The organism is Streptomyces cinnabarinus (genome assembly GCF_027270315.1).
Taxonomy (GTDB): Bacteria; Actinomycetota; Actinomycetes; order Streptomycetales; family Streptomycetaceae; genus Streptomyces; species Streptomyces cinnabarinus.
The window spans coordinates 2524239-2541499 of record NZ_CP114413.1 but is presented as its reverse complement, the minus strand read 5'-3'; the positions used below and the strand labels follow the sequence as shown (position 1 = coordinate 2541499).

At 69.7% G+C, this 17261-nt stretch carries 14 protein-coding genes; 13 read left to right on the top strand and 1 reads right to left on the bottom strand.

Annotation, left to right across the window (positions count from 1 at the left end):
- Positions 1-3: 3 nt before the first annotated feature.
- The 12 genes from STRCI_RS11470 (at position 4) to STRCI_RS11415 (ending at position 12575) form a co-directional block, all read left to right on the top strand.
- Positions 4-1419: a UDP-N-acetylmuramoyl-tripeptide--D-alanyl-D-alanine ligase gene (locus STRCI_RS11470; protein WP_269658789.1), complete on the top strand. Its 1416-nt coding sequence runs from the start codon at positions 4-6 to the stop codon at positions 1417-1419.
- Complete coding sequence (gene mraY, locus STRCI_RS11465) at positions 1416-2489, top strand: phospho-N-acetylmuramoyl-pentapeptide-transferase (RefSeq protein WP_269658788.1); 1074 nt, start codon at positions 1416-1418, stop codon at positions 2487-2489. Before STRCI_RS11470 ends, mraY begins: the two co-directional genes overlap by 4 nt.
- Positions 2486-3910, top strand: coding sequence for a UDP-N-acetylmuramoyl-L-alanine--D-glutamate ligase (gene murD, locus STRCI_RS11460; protein ID WP_269658787.1), 1425 nt, complete (start codon positions 2486-2488; stop codon positions 3908-3910). The genes mraY and murD overlap by 4 nt, the downstream gene beginning before the upstream one ends.
- A gap of 99 nt (positions 3911-4009) precedes the next feature.
- Positions 4010-5371 carry a putative lipid II flippase FtsW gene (ftsW, locus tag STRCI_RS11455; RefSeq protein WP_269658786.1) on the top strand — a complete coding sequence of 454 codons (1362 nt, stop codon included), beginning with the start codon at positions 4010-4012 and terminating at the stop codon, positions 5369-5371.
- A 6-nt stretch (positions 5372-5377) separates the two neighbouring features.
- Positions 5378-6469, top strand: a complete 1092-nt coding sequence (gene murG, locus STRCI_RS11450) for an undecaprenyldiphospho-muramoylpentapeptide beta-N-acetylglucosaminyltransferase (RefSeq protein ID WP_269658785.1) — start codon at positions 5378-5380, stop codon at positions 6467-6469.
- A gap of 24 nt (positions 6470-6493) precedes the next feature.
- Positions 6494-7288 carry a cell division protein FtsQ/DivIB gene (locus tag STRCI_RS11445; RefSeq protein ID WP_269658784.1) on the top strand — a complete coding sequence of 265 codons (795 nt, stop codon included), beginning with the start codon at positions 6494-6496 and terminating at the stop codon, positions 7286-7288.
- Positions 7289-7575: 287 nt separating this feature from the next.
- Positions 7576-8766, top strand: a complete 1191-nt coding sequence (gene ftsZ, locus STRCI_RS11440) for a cell division protein FtsZ (RefSeq protein ID WP_015661075.1) — start codon at positions 7576-7578, stop codon at positions 8764-8766.
- Complete coding sequence (gene pgeF / locus STRCI_RS11435) at positions 8763-9491, top strand: peptidoglycan editing factor PgeF (protein ID WP_269658783.1); 729 nt, start codon at positions 8763-8765, stop codon at positions 9489-9491. Before ftsZ ends, pgeF begins: the two co-directional genes overlap by 4 nt.
- 6 nt (positions 9492-9497) lie before the next feature.
- Entirely contained in the window at positions 9498-10217 is a 720-nt protein-coding gene (locus STRCI_RS11430) for a YggS family pyridoxal phosphate-dependent enzyme (RefSeq protein ID WP_269658782.1), read from the top strand.
- Between the two features lie 129 nt (positions 10218-10346).
- Positions 10347-10988 carry a cell division protein SepF gene (locus STRCI_RS11425; protein WP_269658781.1) on the top strand — a complete coding sequence of 214 codons (642 nt, stop codon included), beginning with the start codon at positions 10347-10349 and terminating at the stop codon, positions 10986-10988.
- 85 nt (positions 10989-11073) lie between these two features.
- Entirely contained in the window at positions 11074-11358 is a 285-nt protein-coding gene (locus STRCI_RS11420) for a YggT family protein (protein ID WP_007448661.1), read from the top strand.
- A gap of 56 nt (positions 11359-11414) precedes the next feature.
- Positions 11415-12575, top strand: a complete 1161-nt coding sequence (locus STRCI_RS11415) for a DivIVA domain-containing protein (RefSeq protein WP_269658780.1) — start codon at positions 11415-11417, stop codon at positions 12573-12575.
- 158 nt (positions 12576-12733) lie between these two features.
- Here the strand turns inward: STRCI_RS11415 and ileS are convergent, their stop codons facing one another.
- Positions 12734-15871: an isoleucine--tRNA ligase gene (gene ileS, locus STRCI_RS11410; protein WP_269658779.1), complete on the bottom strand. Its 3138-nt coding sequence runs from the start codon at positions 15869-15871 to the stop codon at positions 12734-12736.
- Between the two features lie 595 nt (positions 15872-16466).
- Here ileS and STRCI_RS11405 point away from each other — a divergent pair.
- Positions 16467-17234 carry a TraR/DksA family transcriptional regulator gene (locus STRCI_RS11405; protein WP_269658778.1) on the top strand — a complete coding sequence of 256 codons (768 nt, stop codon included), beginning with the start codon at positions 16467-16469 and terminating at the stop codon, positions 17232-17234.
- Positions 17235-17261: the final 27 nt, after the last annotated feature.

Genomic DNA, 17261 nt, shown 5'->3' with positions numbered 1-17261 from the left:
CTTGTGATCGCCCTCTCTCTCGCCGAGATCGCAGAAGTCGTCGGCGGGCAGACGTACGACATACCGGATCCGTCGGTACGGGTCACCGGACCGGTCGTCCGGGACTCCCGTGAGGCGGGGCCCGGCAGCCTCTTCGTCGCCTTCGTCGGCGAGCGCGTCGACGGCCACGACTTCGCGGCCGCTGTCGTCGAGTCGGGCGCGGCGGCCGTGCTCGCCTCGCGGCCCGTCGGCGTGCCCGCGATCGTCGTGGACGACGTCCAGCGGGCCCTCGGCGCCCTCGCCCGGCACGTCGTCGCCGAACTCGGCACCACTCTCGTCGCCCTCACCGGCTCCGCGGGCAAGACCAGCACCAAGGACCTGATCGCCCAGGTGCTTCAGCGCAAGGCGCCGACCGTGTTCACGCCCGGCTCGCTGAACAACGAGATCGGGCTGCCGCTCACCGCGCTCAGCGCCACCGGGGAGACGAAGTTCCTCGTCCTGGAGATGGGCGCCCGCGGTATCGGCCACATCCGCTACCTCACCGAACTCACCCCGCCCAGGATCGGCCTGGTCCTCAACGTCGGCACCGCCCACATCGGCGAGTTCGGCGGCCGCGAGCAGATCGCCGAGGCCAAGGGCGAACTCGTGGAAGCGCTCCCGTCGGCGGGGGACGGCGGCACCGCGATCCTCAACGCGGACGACCCCCTGGTCCGGGCCATGGCCTCCCGTACGAAGGCGAAGGTGCTCCTTTTCGGAGAGTCCGGCGAAGCGGACGTACGCGCCGAGAACGTGCGACTCACGGACAGCGGACAGCCTTCCTTCATGCTTCACACACCCTCCGGTGCAAGCGAAGTGACCATGCGCCTGTACGGTGAGCACCACGTGTCGAACGCGCTCGCCGCGGCCGCCGTCGCCCACGAGCTGGGCATGTCCGCGGAAGAGATCGCCACCGCGCTCTCCGAGGCGGGCACCCTCTCCCGCTGGCGGATGGAGGTCACCGAGCGCCCGGACGGCGTGACGGTCGTCAACGACGCCTACAACGCGAACCCCGAGTCCATGCGAGCCGCCCTGCGCGCGCTCGCGGCGATGGGCAAGGGACGTCGTACGTGGGCGGTGCTCGGCAAGATGGCCGAGCTCGGGGACGAGGCGCTCGCCGAGCACGACGCGGTCGGACGGCTCGCCGTCCGGCTCAATGTCGGCAAGCTCGTCGCGGTCGGGGGCAGGGAAGCGTCCTGGCTGCAACTGGGCGCATATAACGAGGGTTCGTGGGGTGAGGAGTCGGTGCACGTGTCCGACGCACAGGCGGCGGTCGACCTGTTGCGCAGCGAGTTGCGCCCGGGGGATGTCGTACTCGTGAAGGCGTCCCGTTCGGTCGGCCTCGAGAGCGTGGCGCAGGCGCTCGTCGAGACCGGTGCCGAGGGTGAGGTTGCCGCCCGATGATGAACCAGATCCTGTTCGCGGGAGTCATTGGCCTCTTCCTCACGCTGATCGGCACCCCGCTGCTGATCAAGCTGCTCGCCCGCAAGGGCTACGGCCAGTACATCCGGGACGACGGCCCGCGTGAGCACGCGAGCAAGCGCGGTACGCCGACGATGGGCGGTATCGCCTTCATCCTGGCGACGGTCGCCGCCTACTTCCTGTCGAAGCTCATCACGGGCAAGCCGCCGACCTACTCCGGTGTGCTGGTGCTCGGCCTGATGGTCGGCATGGGTCTGGTCGGCTTCCTCGACGACTACATCAAGATCGTCAAGCGGCGTTCGCTGGGTCTGCGGGCCAAGGCGAAGATGGCCGGACAGCTGCTCGTCGGTGTCTCCTTCGCGGTCCTCGCGCTGCAGTTCGAGGACGCCCGCGGCAACACCCCGGCCTCCACGAAGCTGTCGTTCATCACCGACTTCGGCTGGACGATCGGACCGGTGCTGTTCGTCATCTGGGCGCTGTTCATGATCCTCGCGATGTCGAACGGCGTGAACCTGACGGACGGCCTGGACGGTCTGGCCACCGGCGCCTCCGTGCTCGTCTTCGGCGCCTACACCTTCATCGGCGTCTGGCAGTTCCAGGAGTCCTGCGCCAACGCGCAGATCCTGCCCAGCCCCAACGCCTGTTACGAAGTGCGCGATCCGCTGGATCTCGCCGTCATCTCCGCCGCGCTGATGGGCGCCTGCCTCGGCTTCCTGTGGTGGAACACGTCGCCGGCCAAGATCTTCATGGGTGACACCGGTTCGCTCGCTCTCGGCGGTGTCCTGACGGGTCTGGCCATCTGCTCCCGCACGGAGCTGCTGGTGGCCGTCATGGGCGGTCTGTTCGTGCTGATCACCATGTCGGTGGTCATCCAGGTCGGCTCCTTCCGGCTCACCGGAAAGCGCGTCTTCCGGATGGCGCCGCTCCAGCACCACTTCGAACTCAAGGGCTGGTCCGAAGTGCTCGTGGTGGTCCGTTTCTGGATCATCCAGGGCATCTGCGTGATCGTCGGCCTGGGTCTCTTCTACGCAGGGTGGGCAGCGGAAAAGTGACCTCCTCGGAGCCTCTCCACTGGCAGGGCAAGCACGTCACCGTCGCCGGGCTCGGCGTCTCCGGCATCCCGGCGGCGAAGGTGCTCCACGCGCGCGGGGCGATCGTCACGGTCGTCAACGACGGCGACGACGCACGCGCGCGTGCACAGGCCGCGGAGCTGGAGGCACTGGGCGTCACCGTCCGCCTCGGCGACGGCGCCACCCTGCCCGAGGGCACCGAACTGATCGTCACCGCGCCCGGCTGGAAGCCGGACAAGCCGCTGTTCGAGGCGGCCCGCGCGGCCGGCCTGGAGATCTGGGGCGATGTCGAACTGGCCTGGCGCCTGCGCGGGCCGGACGCGGCGCCCTGGCTCGCCGTCACCGGCACCAACGGCAAGACCACCACGGTCCAGATGCTCGCCGCCATCCTCAAGGCGGCGGGCCTGCGCACGGCGGCGGTCGGCAACATCGGCGTCTCCCTGCTGGACGCGGTCCTCGGGGACGAGGAGTACGACGTCCTGGCGGTCGAACTCTCCAGCTACCAGCTGCACTGGGCGCCCTCGCTGCGCGCCCACTCCGCGGCCGTGCTGAACCTCGCCCCCGACCACCTCGACTGGCACGGCTCGATGGAGGCGTACGCCGCCGACAAGGGCCGTATCTACGAGGGCAATCGCGTCGCCTGTGTCTACAACGCCGCCGACAAGGCGACCGAGGACCTGGTGCGCGCGGCGGACGTCGAGGAGGGCTGCCGGGCCATCGGCTTCACCCTCGGCACCCCGGGCCCGTCCCAACTCGGCGTCGTCGAGGGCATCCTGGTCGACCGCGCCTTCGTGGAGAACCGGCAGAAGAACGCCCAGGAGCTTGCCGAGGTCTCCGACGTCAACCCGCCGGCCCCGCACAACATCGCCAACGCCCTTGCCGCGGCGGCCCTCGCGCGCGCCTTCGGGGTGCCCGCCAGGGCCGTACGGGACGGGCTGCGGGACTTCACCCCGGACGCCCATCGCATCGCGCACGTGGCGGACGTGGACGGAGTCGCCTACATCGACGACTCCAAGGCCACCAACACCCACGCGGCGGAAGCCTCGTTGGCGGCGTACGAGTCCATCGTGTGGATCGCGGGCGGACTGGCGAAGGGCGCCACCTTCGACGAGCTGGTCACCAAGTCGGCCGAGCGACTTCGCGGGGTCGTCCTGATCGGTGCCGACCGGGCGCTGATCCGCGAAGCGCTCGCGCGACACGCCCCGGAAGTGCCCGTCGTCGACCTCGACCGGACCGACACTGGGGCGATGCTCGCGGCGGTCCAGGAGGCCCAGCGGCTGGCCGGCGCGGGAGACACGGTGCTGCTGGCTCCGGCCTGCGCCTCGATGGACATGTTCGCCAACTACAACAAGCGCGGCGACGCGTTCGCGGAAGCGGTCCGCGAACTCGGGACCGACGCCTGACGGCGGGTCCCGGCCATCTGGGGTGCTTCGGGGCCCTTTGGAGGGACGGGGTGACTCGGATGTGGCTCGGGTTCGGCGGTCGGGTGCGAGGAGCCGGTGATGTCCAGTAGCCGTACGGGCCGCCCTCCGGTCCAGCGAGCCGCCCGACGTCCCGCCGCCCCCCGGCGCCCGCGCGAGAACCCCTTCCGGCAGCTCTACCTCCGCGCCAAGAAGGCCTGGGACCGGCCGCTGACCGCCTACTACCTGATCCTCGGCGGCAGTCTGCTGATCACCGTGCTGGGTCTGGTGATGGTCTACTCGGCCTCCCAGATCAAGGCGCTGCAGATGTCGCTGCCGGGGTCGTACTTCTTCCGCAAGCAGTCCCTGGCCGCGCTGATCGGCGCCGGACTGCTGTTCGCCGCCTCCCGGATGCCGGTCAAACTGCACCGGGCACTGGCCTATCCGATCATCGCGGGCGCGGTCTTCCTGATGGCGCTGGTGCAGGTGCCGGGGATAGGGGTCTCGGTCAACGGCAACCAGAACTGGATCTCCGTCGGCGGCCCCTTCCTGCTCCAGCCCAGCGAGTTCGGCAAGCTCGCGCTCGTCCTGTGGGGCGCGGACCTGCTCGCCCGCAAGCAGGACAAGAAGCTGCTGACCCAGTGGAAGCACATGCTGGTGCCGCTGGTCCCGGTCGCCTTCATGCTGCTCGGACTGATCATGCTCGGCGGCGACATGGGTACGGCGATCATCCTCACCGCGATCCTGTTCGGGCTGCTCTGGCTGGCGGGTGCGCCGACCCGGCTGTTCGTGGGGGTCCTGTCGATCGCCGGCCTGATCGGCCTGCTCCTCATCAGGACCAGCCCGAACCGGATGGCCCGCCTCCAGTGCATCGGCGCCACCGACCCCGGTCCCGGGGACAGCTGCTGGCAGGCGGTGCACGGCATCTACGCGCTCGCGTCCGGCGGGATCTTCGGCTCCGGGCTCGGAGCGAGTGTGGAGAAATGGGGACAACTGCCTGAAGCCCACACCGACTTCATTTTCGCCGTCACCGGTGAGGAACTGGGCCTGGCGGGGACGCTGTCGGTGCTCGCCCTCTTCGCGGCTCTAGGCTATGCGGGTATCCGCGTGGCCGGACGCACGGAGGACCCCTTCGTGAGGTACGCCGCGGGAGGTGTGACCACCTGGATCACCGCGCAGGCGGTGATCAACATCGGTGCGGTGCTCGGTCTGCTGCCGATCGCCGGTGTCCCCCTCCCGCTGTTCTCCTACGGAGGGTCCGCCCTGCTGCCGACCATGTTCGCCATCGGGCTGCTGATCGCCTTCGCGCGCGATGAGCCCGCTGCGCGGGCGGCGCTTTCGATGCGGCAACCCCGCTTTGGTAGAAAGCGGGGTGCGCGGGGCTCTGCTGCGACCAGGGAGCCCCGGAGATGGAACACGATGCGACGGCGCGCCTCGGTGGCGCGTTCGTCCGGAGAGCGGTGAATTTCGGTGCATGTCGTACTCGCCGGCGGAGGAACCGCGGGCCACATCGAGCCCGCGCTCGCCCTCGCGGACGCCCTGCGCAGGCAGGACCCGACCGTGGGGATCACGGCCCTGGGCACGGAGCGCGGCCTGGAGACCCAGCTCGTCCCGCAGCGCGGCTACGAGCTGGCGCTGATCCCGGCCGTCCCGCTGCCCCGCAAGCCGACCCCTGAGCTGATCACCGTCCCGGGCCGGCTGCGCGGCACGATCAAGGCCGCCGAGCAGATCCTGGAGCGCACCAAGGCGGACGCCGTGGTCGGCTTCGGCGGCTATGTCGCGCTGCCCGGCTATCTGGCCGCCAAGCGCCTCGGTGTGCCGATCGTGATCCACGAGGCCAACGCCCGCCCCGGGCTCGCCAACAAGATCGGCTCGCGCTACGCGGCCCGGGTCGCCGTCTCCACCCCCGACAGCAAGCTGCGGGACGCCCGGTACATCGGCATCCCGCTGCGCCGCTCCATCGCCACCCTGGACCGGGCCGCGGTGCGTCCCGAGGCCCGCGCGATGTTCGGCCTCGACCCCAACCTGCCGACCCTGCTGGTCTCCGGCGGCTCCCAGGGCGCCCGGCGGCTGAACGAGGTCGTCCAGCAGGTCGCGCCCTGGCTCCAGCAGGCCGGGATCCAGATCCTGCACGCGGTCGGCCCGAAGAACGAACTGCCGCACGTGCAGCAGATGCCGGGAATGCCCCCGTACATCCCGGTAAGTTACCTGGATCGGATGGACCTCGCGTACGCCGCGGCCGACATGATGCTCTGCCGCGCGGGCGCGATGACCGTCGCCGAACTCTCCGCCGTCGGACTCCCGGCCGCCTACGTCCCGCTGCCCATCGGCAACGGCGAACAGCGGCTGAACGCCCAGCCGGTGGTCAAGGCGGGCGGCGGACTGCTGGTCGACGACGCGGAGCTCACCCCCGAGTGGGTGCAGCACAACGTCCTGCCCGTGCTCGCCGACCCGCACCGGCTGTACGAGATGTCCCGCGCCGCCAGCGAGTTCGGCCGCCGGGACGCCGACGAGCTGCTCGTCGGCATGGTGTACGAGGCGATCGCCTCGCACCGACGCTAGGACGTACGACGGAGGGCAGGCAGCGTGGCCGGATCGACGACCGCCGAGCGCGGGGAACGTCAACAGCAGTCGTCCGGCCCGCCCGCTGCCCGGCGGGTGCGGCCACCACGGCTTCGTATGATCATCATCCTCGCCGTCGCGCTGGTGCTCCTCGGGGCGGGCGGCGTCTGGGTGTTGTACGGCTCCGACTGGCTGCGCCTGGAGCGCGTGACGGTGTCCGGGACCCGGGTGCTCACCCCCGAGCAGGTGCGCGAGGCCGCCGACGTACCGGTCGGCTCGCCGCTGGTCTCGGTCGACACCGAAGCCATCGAGGCACGACTGAAGCGGAAACTACCGCGAATTGACGTGGTGGACGTGGGCCGTTCCTGGCCCGATGAAATCGGGCTGAAAGTGACCGAGCGAACCGCGGTTCTGATTGTGCGAAAGGGCGGGAACTTCGTCGAAGTGGACAGAGAAGGTGTCCGTTTCGCCACGGTTTCTGTAGCTCCAAAAGGCGTTCCCGCACTGGAATTGACGCCCTCTTCGTCCGATTCCGCCGCCGCCAGCCTGCGCCGCTTCGGCGAGGACCGGCTGGTGCGCGAGGCGGTCCGGGTCGCCGGCGCCGTTCCGGCCGCCGTCGCGCGGGACACCCGGACCGTCAAGGTCCGTTCCTACGACGAGATCTCGCTGGAGTTGGCCGACGGCCGGACCGTCGACTGGGGCAGCTCCGAGAAGGGTGCGGCGAAGGCTCGCACACTCAGCGCCCTGATGAAAGCCTCCCCGGGTGCGCGGCACTTCGATGTCAGCGTTCCCACCGCCCCCGCGTCAGCGGGGAGTTGACGCACATCCGCGCAGGCCAGCACCCTGGTTGGGCACTGCTACGGCTGATCACATAGGGTGAAAAGAAAAACGGGAGGTTCGGCGTGTTCGTTGAACGGGCGCCACTTGTCGACTTAGTGTCCTGTTCAGAAGACTTCAAGGAACGGACACACTGGTAACCCTAAACTTCAGCGTTAGGGTTCGGGTCGGCGCTACGGACCGGCCCATTCGGCATCAGTCGTCCGGATCACGGGGCAGCACAGCTTCGCAGGTCCGGCGACACGTAATCGAGGCGAGAGGCCTTCGACGTGGCAGCACCGCAGAACTACCTCGCAGTCATCAAAGTCATCGGTGTCGGCGGCGGTGGTGTCAATGCCATCAACCGGATGATCGAGGTCGGTCTCAAGGGTGTCGAGTTCATCGCCATCAACACGGACGCACAGGCGCTGTTGATGAGCGACGCCGACGTCAAGCTCGACGTCGGCCGTGAACTCACCCGCGGACTCGGCGCCGGAGCCAACCCGGCCGTCGGCCGCAAGGCCGCCGAGGACCACCGCGAGGAGATCGAGGAGGTCCTCAAGGGGGCCGACATGGTCTTCGTGACGGCCGGTGAAGGCGGCGGCACCGGCACCGGCGGCGCGCCGGTCGTGGCCAACATCGCCCGCTCGCTGGGCGCCCTCACCATCGGTGTGGTCACCCGCCCGTTCACCTTCGAGGGACGGCGCCGCGCCAACCAGGCCGAGGACGGCATCGCCGAGCTGCGCGAAGAGGTCGACACCCTCATCGTCATCCCGAACGACCGGCTGCTGTCCATCTCGGACCGCCAGGTCTCGGTGCTCGACGCCTTCAAGTCGGCCGACCAGGTCCTGCTCTCCGGTGTCCAGGGCATCACCGACCTCATCACCACGCCCGGCCTGATCAACCTCGACTTCGCCGACGTCAAGTCGGTCATGTCCGAGGCCGGCTCGGCCCTGATGGGCATCGGCTCGGCCCGCGGCGACGACCGCGCGGTGGCCGCGGCCGAGATGGCGATCTCCTCGCCGCTGCTGGAGGCGTCCATCGACGGCGCCCGCGGTGTCCTGCTCTCCATCTCCGGCGGCTCCGACCTCGGCCTGTTCGAGATCAACGAGGCCGCCCAGCTGGTCAGCGAGGCCGCGCACCCCGAGGCCAACATCATCTTCGGCGCGGTGATCGACGACGCCCTCGGCGACGAGGTCCGGGTCACCGTGATCGCGGCCGGCTTCGACGGCGGCCAGCCGCCCGCCAAGCGGGACAACATCCTCGGCTCGTCCTCGGCCAAGCGCGAGGAGCCGACCCCGGTACGGCAGCCCGAGAGCCGCCCGTCCTTCGGCTCGCTCGGCAGCGTCACGCCGAAGGAGGAGCCGGCGCCCGCTCCCGAGCCCGCCGCCGACCTCCCGGTCGCCCCGCCGGTCCCGCCGTCCCGGTCCTACTCGGACAGCGCGGCCGAGGAGCTGGACGTGCCGGACTTCCTGAAGTGATAGGACAGCGCGACACCGTGAGCGGCGCGCACTTCGCCTTCACCGACAGGTGGGGCGGGGTGAGCGCCGTTCCGTACGAGGAGCTCAACCTCGGCGGGGCGGTCGGGGACGACCCCGGCGCGGTGCGCACCAACCGGGAGCTGGCCGCCAAGTCGCTGGGGATCGAGCCGGGCCGGGTGGTCTGGATGAACCAGGTCCACGGCAAGGACGTCGCCGTGGTCGACCGGCCCTGGGGCGAGCGGCCGGTGCCGGAGGTCGACGCGATCGTCACCGCCGAACGCGGACTGGCCCTCGCCGTCCTCACCGCCGACTGCACCCCGGTCCTGCTGGCCGACCCGGTCGCGGGTGTCGTCGCCGCAGCTCACGCGGGTCGTCCCGGCATGATCGCCGGGGTTGTCCCGGCCGCGGTGCGTGCGATGACGGAACTGGGCGCCGAACCGTCCCGGATCGTCGCCCGCACCGGGCCCGCGGTCTGCGGCCGGTGCTACGAGGTACCCGAGGAGATGCGCGCCGAGGTCTCCGCGATCGAGCCGGCGGCCCACGCCGAGACGAGCTGGGGCACGCCCGCGGTGGATGTGACCGCCGGAGTGCACGCGCAGCTCGACCGGCTCGGGGTGCGCGACCGGGAGCAGTCGCCGGTGTGCACCCGCGAATCGGGCGACCACTTCTCGTACCGCCGCGACCGGACCACAGGCCGGCTCGCGGGCTATGTCTGGCTGGACTGATGGGGCATGACGGAACGTAAGGACGAACTCGCCTCGAACCTGGCGAAAGTGGAGAAGCGTATCGCCGCGGCCTGCGCCTCCGCCGGGCGGAAGCGCGAGGAGGTGACCCTGATCGTGGTCACCAAGACCTATCCCGCGAGCGATGTGCGGATCCTGTCGGAGCTCGGTGTGCGTCATGTCGCCGAGAACAAGGACCAGGACGCGGCACCGAAGGCCGCGGAATGCTCGGATCTGCCCCTTACTTGGCATTTTGTGGGGCAGTTGCAGACCAACAAGGTGCGATCCGTGGTCGGTTACGCGGACCATGTGCACTCCGTCGATCGCTCCAAGCTGGTGACGGCCCTCTCCAGGGAGGCCGTGCGGGCCGGGCGCGAGGTGGGGTGTCTGCTCCAGGTCGCGCTCGACGCGGGTGAGCGTGAGCGGGGGGAGCGAGGTGGCGTGGCGCCGGGCGGGGTCGAGGAGTTGGCCGGTCTGGTCGCCGGGTCTCCGGGTTTGCGGCTCGACGGGTTGATGACCGTCGCACCCTTGACCGGAGAGTACGCGGGACGTGAACAGGCGGCGTTCGAGCGGTTGATGGATTTGTCGACCGACCTGCGCCGAGTCCATCCGGCTGCGAACATGGTCTCGGCAGGAATGAGTGCGGACCTCGAACAGGCCGTGGCGGCCGGAGCGACACATGTGCGCGTCGGCAGCGCGGTACTCGGAGTCCGCGCGAGGCTCGGGTAACGTCGCCAGGAAGTCGGACCACAGCAGAAAATATGGTCATTACCGCTGAGCAGCGGGTGTAACGACCTCGTGGATGGCGGGCACTTGGCAGTCGTCAGCCGATCCACCACAGAGCGGAGGACTCAGAGCATGGCCGGCGCGATGCGCAAGATGGCGGTCTACCTCGGCCTCGTGGAGGACGATGGGTACGACGGCCGCGGTTTCGACCCCGATGACGACTTCGAACCGGAACTCGACCCCGAGCCGGAGCGGGACCACCGGCCGCACGAGCGGTCGCACCAGTCCCACAGTGCACACCAGTCCCAAAGGGACGAATCGGTACGAGTGGTGCAACCGTCGGCTCCGCGCGACCCGGTGCCCCATTCCGCTTCGCTAGCCGCGGAATCCGGGCGCCCGGCGCGCATCGCGCCCGTGGCGTCCATCACACAAGAACGTCAGAGCCTGGAGAAGAACGCGCCGGTGATCATGCCCAAGGTCGTGTCGGAACGAGAGCCGTACCGGATCACCACGCTTCACCCACGGACCTACAACGAGGCCCGTACCATCGGGGAACACTTCCGTGAGGGCACCCCGGTGATCATGAATCTGACTGAGATGGATGACACAGACGCGAAGCGACTTGTCGACTTTGCGGCTGGTTTGGTGTTTGGTCTTCACGGCAGCATCGAGCGGGTGACGCAGAAGGTGTTCCTGTTGTCGCCTGCTAACGTCGATGTCACGGCGGAGGACAAGGCCCGCATCGCAGAGGGCGGGTTCTTCAACCAGAGCTGAGACGCACAACCGGAAAAAGCAGTACAAGAGCTACACAACGCGGTACCGCAGCAGCACGGAAACTGGGGAGAGGGAAGCAAGGGTCATGAGCGTGGTCCTGGATGTCGTCTACATCGCGCTGATGTGCTTCCTCATCGTGCTGATCTTCCGGTTGGTCATGGACTATGTCTTCCAGTTCGCCCGCTCATGGCAACCCGGCAAGGCGATGGTGGTCGTTCTGGAGGCCACCTACACTGTCACTGATCCACCGCTCAAGCTTCTGCGGCGGTTTATTCCGCCGTTGCGTCTCGGGGGCGTGGCGCTCGACCTGTCCTTCTTCGTACTGATGATCATCGTCTACATCCTGATCTCGATCGTGAGCCGGCTGTGATGAGCGATGTGACCTACCGTCTTGCCGAATGCCGACGACTACGTTGAGGTGAAGAGATGCCGTTGACCCCCGAGGACGTGCGGAACAAGCAGTTCACGACCGTCCGCCTCCGAGAAGGCTATGACGAGGACGAGGTCGATGCCTTCCTCGATGAGGTCGAAGCCGAGCTGACCCGCCTGCTCCGCGAGAACGAGGACCTGCGCGCCAAACTGGCCGCGGCCACGCGTGCTGCTGCCCAGAATCAGCAGAACATGCGCAAGCCTCCGGAGCAGCCGCAGGACCAGCAGGGTATGCCGCCGCAACAGGGTATGCCCCCGCAGGGTATGCCGCCGCAGGGTATGCCGCCGCAGCAGGGCATGCGAGGCCCGGGCGCCCCGGTGCCGGCCGGCATATCGGGCCCGCCGCAGCAGCAGATGGGTGGCCCCATGGGTGGCCCGCCCCAGCTGCCGAGCGGTGCCCCGCAGCTGCCCGCCGGTCCCGGCGGTCAGGGTGGCCCGCAGGGTCCCGGTCCGATGGGCCAGGGTCCCGGTCCGATGGGTCAGCCCCCGATGCAGCAGATGGGCGGTCCGATGGGCGGCCCCATGGGCGGTCCGATGGGCGGCCCCGGTCAGGGCCCCGGTGGCGACAGCGCCGCCCGTGTCCTCTCGCTGGCCCAGCAGACCGCCGACCAGGCGATCGCCGAGGCCCGTTCCGAGGCCAACAAGATCGTCGGCGAGGCGCGTTCGCGCGCCGAGGGTCTGGAGCGTGACGCCCGAGCCAAGGCCGACGCCCTGGAGCGGGACGCGCAGGAGAAGCACCGCGTCGCGATGGGCTCCCTGGAGTCCGCTCGCGCCACGCTGGAGCGCAAGGTCGAGGACCTGCGCGGCTTCGAGCGCGAGTACCGCACGCGGCTGAAGTCCTACCTGGAGTCGCAGCTGCGTCAGCTGGAGACCCAGGCCGACGACTCGCTGGCCCCGCCGCGCACCCCGGCCACCGCCTCGCTGCCGCCGTCCCCGGCGCCGTCGATGGCCCCGGCCGGTGCGAGTGCCCCGTCCTACGGCGGCAACCCGGGCATGGGTGGCGGTCCCGCTCCGGCGGCCCCCTCCTACGGCGGCCAGCAGCAGATGTCCCCGGCGATGACCCAGCCGATGGCGCCGGTGCGTCCGCAGGGTCCGTCCCCGATGGGTCAGGCTCCCTCGCCGATGCGCGGGTTCCTGATCGACGAGGACGACAACTGACGGCCAGTAGTACGCCTTAGGCGTCGGCAGCGTTCAAAAGGGGCGGGCCCCGGATTTCGATCCGGGGCCCGCCCCTTTTACGCGGGTTGACAGCGAGGGCACGCACGAGGGCCCGGCCTCCGACCTGGAGACCGGGCCCTCTGCGCTCTTCCTCCGGCTTACGCCTTGCGCAGGCGGAAGACCAGGGACAGTCCCTCGTCCGTGAACGGGGCGCCGTAGCCGTCGTCCGCCTCGCCCTGGGCGAAGTCCGTCGCAAGGACCTCGTCGGCGATCAGCTCCGCGTGCTCCGACAGCGCCGCGACCGTCGCCGCATCCGTCGCCGTCCAGCGCAGGGCGATCCGGTCGGCCACGTCGAGGCCGCTGTTCTTGCGCGCCTCCTGGATCAGGCGGATCGCGTCCCGGGCCAGACCGGCTCGGCGCAGCTCCTCCGTGATCTCCAGGTCCAGGGCGACCGTGGCGCCCGCGTCGGACGCCACCGACCAGCCCTCGCGCGGGGTCTCGGTGATGATCACCTCGTCCGGGGCGAGGGTGATCGTCTCACCGTCGACCCCGACCGACGCCGTGCCCTCGCGCAGGGCCAAGGACAGCGCGGCCGCGTCGGCGTTCGCGACGGCCTTCGCCACGTCCTGGACACGCTTGCCGAAACGCTTGCCCAGGGCGCGGAAGTTGGCCTTCGCGGTGGTGTCCACCAGGCTGCCGCCGACATCGGAGAGAGACGCCAGCGACGAGACGTTCAGCTCCTCGGTGATCTGCGTGTGCAGTTCGGGGTCGAGGGTGTCGAAGCCCGTGGCCGCCACCAGGGCCCGGGACAGCGGCTGACGGGTCTTGACGCCCGACTCCGCGCGCGTGGCACGGCCGAGCTCCACCAGACGCCGGACGAGCACCATCTGCTTCGACAGCTCCGGGTCGATGGCGGTCAGGTCCGCCTCCGGCCAGGACGCCAGGTGCACCGACTCCGGGGCGCCCGGCGTCACCGGGACGACCAGGTCCTGCCAGACCCGCTCGGTGATGAACGGGGTCAGCGGGGCCAGCAGCTTGGTGACGGTCTCCACGACCTCGTGCAGCGTGCGCAGCGCGGCCTTGTCGCCCTGCCAGAAGCGGCGGCGCGAGCGGCGGACGTACCAGTTGGACAGGTCGTCGACGAACCCGGACAGCAACTTGCCGGCGCGCTGGGTGTCGTACGCCTCCAGAGCCTGCGTCACCTGGTCGGTGAGCGCGTGGAGTTCGGACAGCAGCCAGCGGTCGATCAGCGGACGGTCGGCCGGGGCCGGGTCGGCCGCGGAGGGCGCCCACTCGGACGTACGGGCGTACAGGGCCTGGAAGGCGACCGTGTTCCAGTACGTCAGCAGGGTCTTGCGGACGACCTCCTGGATCGTGCCGTGGCCGACGCGACGGGCCGCCCACGGGGAGCCGCCGGCCGCCATGAACCAGCGGACCGCGTCGGCGCCGTGCTGGTCCATCAGCGGGATCGGCTGGAGGATGTTGCCCAGGTGCTTGGACATCTTGCGGCCGTCCTCGGCGAGGATGTGGCCGAGGCAGACCACGTTCTCGTAGGAGGACTTGTCGAAGACCAGGGTGCCGACCGCCATCAGCGTGTAGAACCAGCCGCGGGTCTGGTCGATGGCCTCGCTGATGAACTGCGCCGGGTAGCGGGACTCGAACAGTTCCTTGTTCTTGTACGGGTAACCCCACTGCGCGAACGGCATCGAACCCGAGTCGTACCAGGCATCGATGACCTCCGGCACGCGCGTGGCCGTCTTCTCGCACTGCGGGCAGGCGAAGGTGACGTCGTCGATGAACGGGCGGTGCGGGTCGAGGCCCGACTGGTCGGTGCCGGTCAGCTCGGTGAGCTCCGCGCGGGAGCCGACGCAGGTGAGGTGGTCGTCCTCGCAGCGCCAGATCGGCAGCGGGGTGCCCCAGTAGCGGTTGCGGGACAGCGCCCAGTCGATGTTGTTCTGGAGCCAGTCGCCGAAGCGGCCGTGCTTGACCGTGTCCGGGAACCAGTTGGTGTTCTCGTTCTCCTGGAGGAGGCGGTCCTTGATGGCCGTGGTGCGGATGTACCAGGACGGCTGCGCGTAGTAGAGGAGCGCGGTGTGGCAGCGCCAGCAGTGCGGGTAGCTGTGCTCGTACGGGATGTGCCGGAAGAGCAGGCCACGCTGCTGGAGGTCCTCGGTGAGCTTTTCGTCCGCCTTCTTGAAGAAGACGCCGCCGACCAGGGGGACGTCCTCCTCGAACGTGCCGTCCGGACGGACGGGGTTGACGACCGGCAGACCGTAGGAGCGGCAGACCTTGAGGTCGTCCTCACCGAAGGCGGGGGACTGATGGACCAGACCGGTGCCGTCCTCGGTGGTGACGTACTCGGCGTTGACCACGTAGTGGGCGGGCTCCGGGAACTCCACCAGCTCGAAGGGGCGCTGGTAGGTCCAGCGCTCCATCTCGGCGCCGGTGAAGGACTGGCCGGTGGTCTCCCAGCCCTCACCGAGGGCCTTGGCGACCAGCGGTTCGGCGACGACCAGCTTCTCCTCGCCGTCGGTCGCGACGACGTAGGTGACCTCGGGGTGGGCGGCGACCGCGGTGTTGGAGACCAGCGTCCAGGGGGTCGTCGTCCAGACCAGGAGGGCGGCCTCGCCGGCCAGCGGACCGGAGGTGAGCGGGAAACGGACGTAGACGGACGGGTCGACGACCGTCTCGTAGCCCTGGGCCAGTTCGTGGTCGGACAGGCCGGTGCCGCAGCGGGGGCACCAGGGGGCGACGCGGTGGTCCTGGACCAGCAGGCCCTTGCCGAAGATCTCCTTCAGCGACCACCAGACGGACTCGATGTACTCGGGGTCCATCGTGCGGTACGCGTCGTCCAGGTCGACCCAGTAGCCCATGCGGGTCGTCAGCTCGGCGAAGGCGTCGGTGTGCCGGGTCACGGACTGGCGGCACCGGTCGTTGAACTCGGCGATGCCGTACGCCTCGATGTCCTGCTTGCCGGAGAAGCCGAGCTCCTTCTCGACCGCCAGCTCCACCGGCAGGCCGTGGCAGTCCCAGCCGGCCTTGCGGGCCACGTGGTAGCCGCGCATGGTGCGGAAGCGGGGGAAGACGTCCTTGAAGACGCGGGCCTCGATGTGGTGGGCGCCGGGCATGCCGTTCGCGGTGGGCGGGCCCTCGTAGAACACCCACTCGGGGCGGCCCTCGGACTGCTCCAGGCTCTTGGCGAAGATCTTCTGCTCGCGCCAGAAATCGAGCACCGCGTGCTCCAGCGCGGGCAGGTCGACCTGGGCGGGTACCTGGCGGTACGTCGGCTTTGTCATCTGCGGGCTTCCTCCGGCGGACTTGCTGCCTTCCGTCCGGAGGGACGAGAGCTACGTCTTGCGTTGCGCCGGCTGCGGCGCGCTCCCGCGGTACCACCCTCCTTGGCCCGCCGATGGCCCGTGTGCCTCGGTGAGCCCCCTCATTGGGGTCGCGATGCCGGGTCTACCAACCCTGGGAGGGTCTTCTTCCGGCGGCTCCGGGGTGATCTTCACGTCGCGCTCGCCCCCGGGCTCCCACCGTCCCCGGGTCGCTCTGGGCTGCGTACGCCGCTACTCGTCCCCATCCACGCTTCTCGCTCCGCCCAGTGTACGGCGCCGCGGGGACGGTGGCCGACCGGTTTTCCGGGCGCCGCGGGAGGGTGCCGGGTGCGGCTCGCGGTGACCCGAATGGCGTGGCACGGGTGTTCGGATTCCGGGACGGTTCGCCGCGCGGGTTACCGGGCAGGGAGCTGGGCACAACGGATGCATGTCGGCCGTGCGACGTGCGCGAGGCGGGCGAATCGGGCGGTGTGCCCCGTTGCCGCGGGGCTCAAGTCGATTTATCGTCCCAGCACGATTCGCGTGCAAGATCACAATATGTGAAGGGGCCGCGGCCATGGTGGCGAAGAAGACCGCCGTACAGCAGTCGGCGTCCGGCAGGGCCACGAAAGCCTCCGACGATGCGGCCAAGGATGTGAACGGCAAGAAGAGCACCGCGAAGAAGGCGGCGGCGAAGAAGGCGGCGCCCGCCAAGAAGACCACTGCCAAGAAGTCCACAGCCAAGAAAGCCGCGGCCAAGAAAACCGTGGCCAAGAAGGCTGCCGTGAAGAAGAGCGCGGCCAAGAAGAGCACGGCCAAGAAGGCGGGCGCGGCCCAGGCCGCGGAGCAGACGGGAGCCACGACGGTGGTTGCGAAGAAGACTCCTGGCACGGCCACGGCGGCCAAGACCGCCGTTCCCAAGGCGCGCGTCGCCGCGGCGGTGGAACCGGGCGAGCTCGCCGTACGCCCCGGTGAGGACCCCTGGACCCCCGAGGAGGTCGAGGAGGCCCGCGCCGAGCTGCTCTCCGAGGGGGAGCGGCTGCGGAACGAGATCACCTCCTCCGAGCAGTCGGTCGCCGGTCTCATGCGGGACTCGGGGGACGGCGCCGGGGACGACCAGGCCGATACCGGGACGAAGAACATCACGCGGGAGCACGAGCTGGCGCTCGCCGCCAACGCGCGGGAGATGCTCACCCAGACCGAGCGCGCCCTGGAGCGGCTGGACGCGGGCACCTACGGGCTCTGCGAGAACTGTGGCAATCCGATCGGAAAGGCCCGTATGCAGGCCTTTCCGCGCGCGACCCTGTGCGTGGAGTGCAAGCAGAAGCAGGAACGCCGGTACTGAGGGCCCGGTCGGGCGTGCCGTACCCTC

Coding starts and splice junctions, on each gene's coding strand:
- mraY (WP_269658788.1), top strand. CDS start 1,416: ATGATGAACCAGATCCTGTTCGCGGGAGTCATTGGCCTCTTCCTCACG.
- ileS (WP_269658779.1), bottom strand. CDS start 15,871: ATGACAAAGCCGACGTACCGCCAGGTACCCGCCCAGGTCGACCTGCCC.
- STRCI_RS11425 (WP_269658781.1), top strand. CDS start 10,347: ATGGCCGGCGCGATGCGCAAGATGGCGGTCTACCTCGGCCTCGTGGAG.
- STRCI_RS11405 (WP_269658778.1), top strand. CDS start 16,467: ATGGTGGCGAAGAAGACCGCCGTACAGCAGTCGGCGTCCGGCAGGGCC.
- STRCI_RS11415 (WP_269658780.1), top strand. CDS start 11,415: ATGCCGTTGACCCCCGAGGACGTGCGGAACAAGCAGTTCACGACCGTC.
- STRCI_RS11420 (WP_007448661.1), top strand. CDS start 11,074: ATGAGCGTGGTCCTGGATGTCGTCTACATCGCGCTGATGTGCTTCCTC.
- ftsW (WP_269658786.1), top strand. CDS start 4,010: ATGTCCAGTAGCCGTACGGGCCGCCCTCCGGTCCAGCGAGCCGCCCGA.
- STRCI_RS11430 (WP_269658782.1), top strand. CDS start 9,498: ATGACGGAACGTAAGGACGAACTCGCCTCGAACCTGGCGAAAGTGGAG.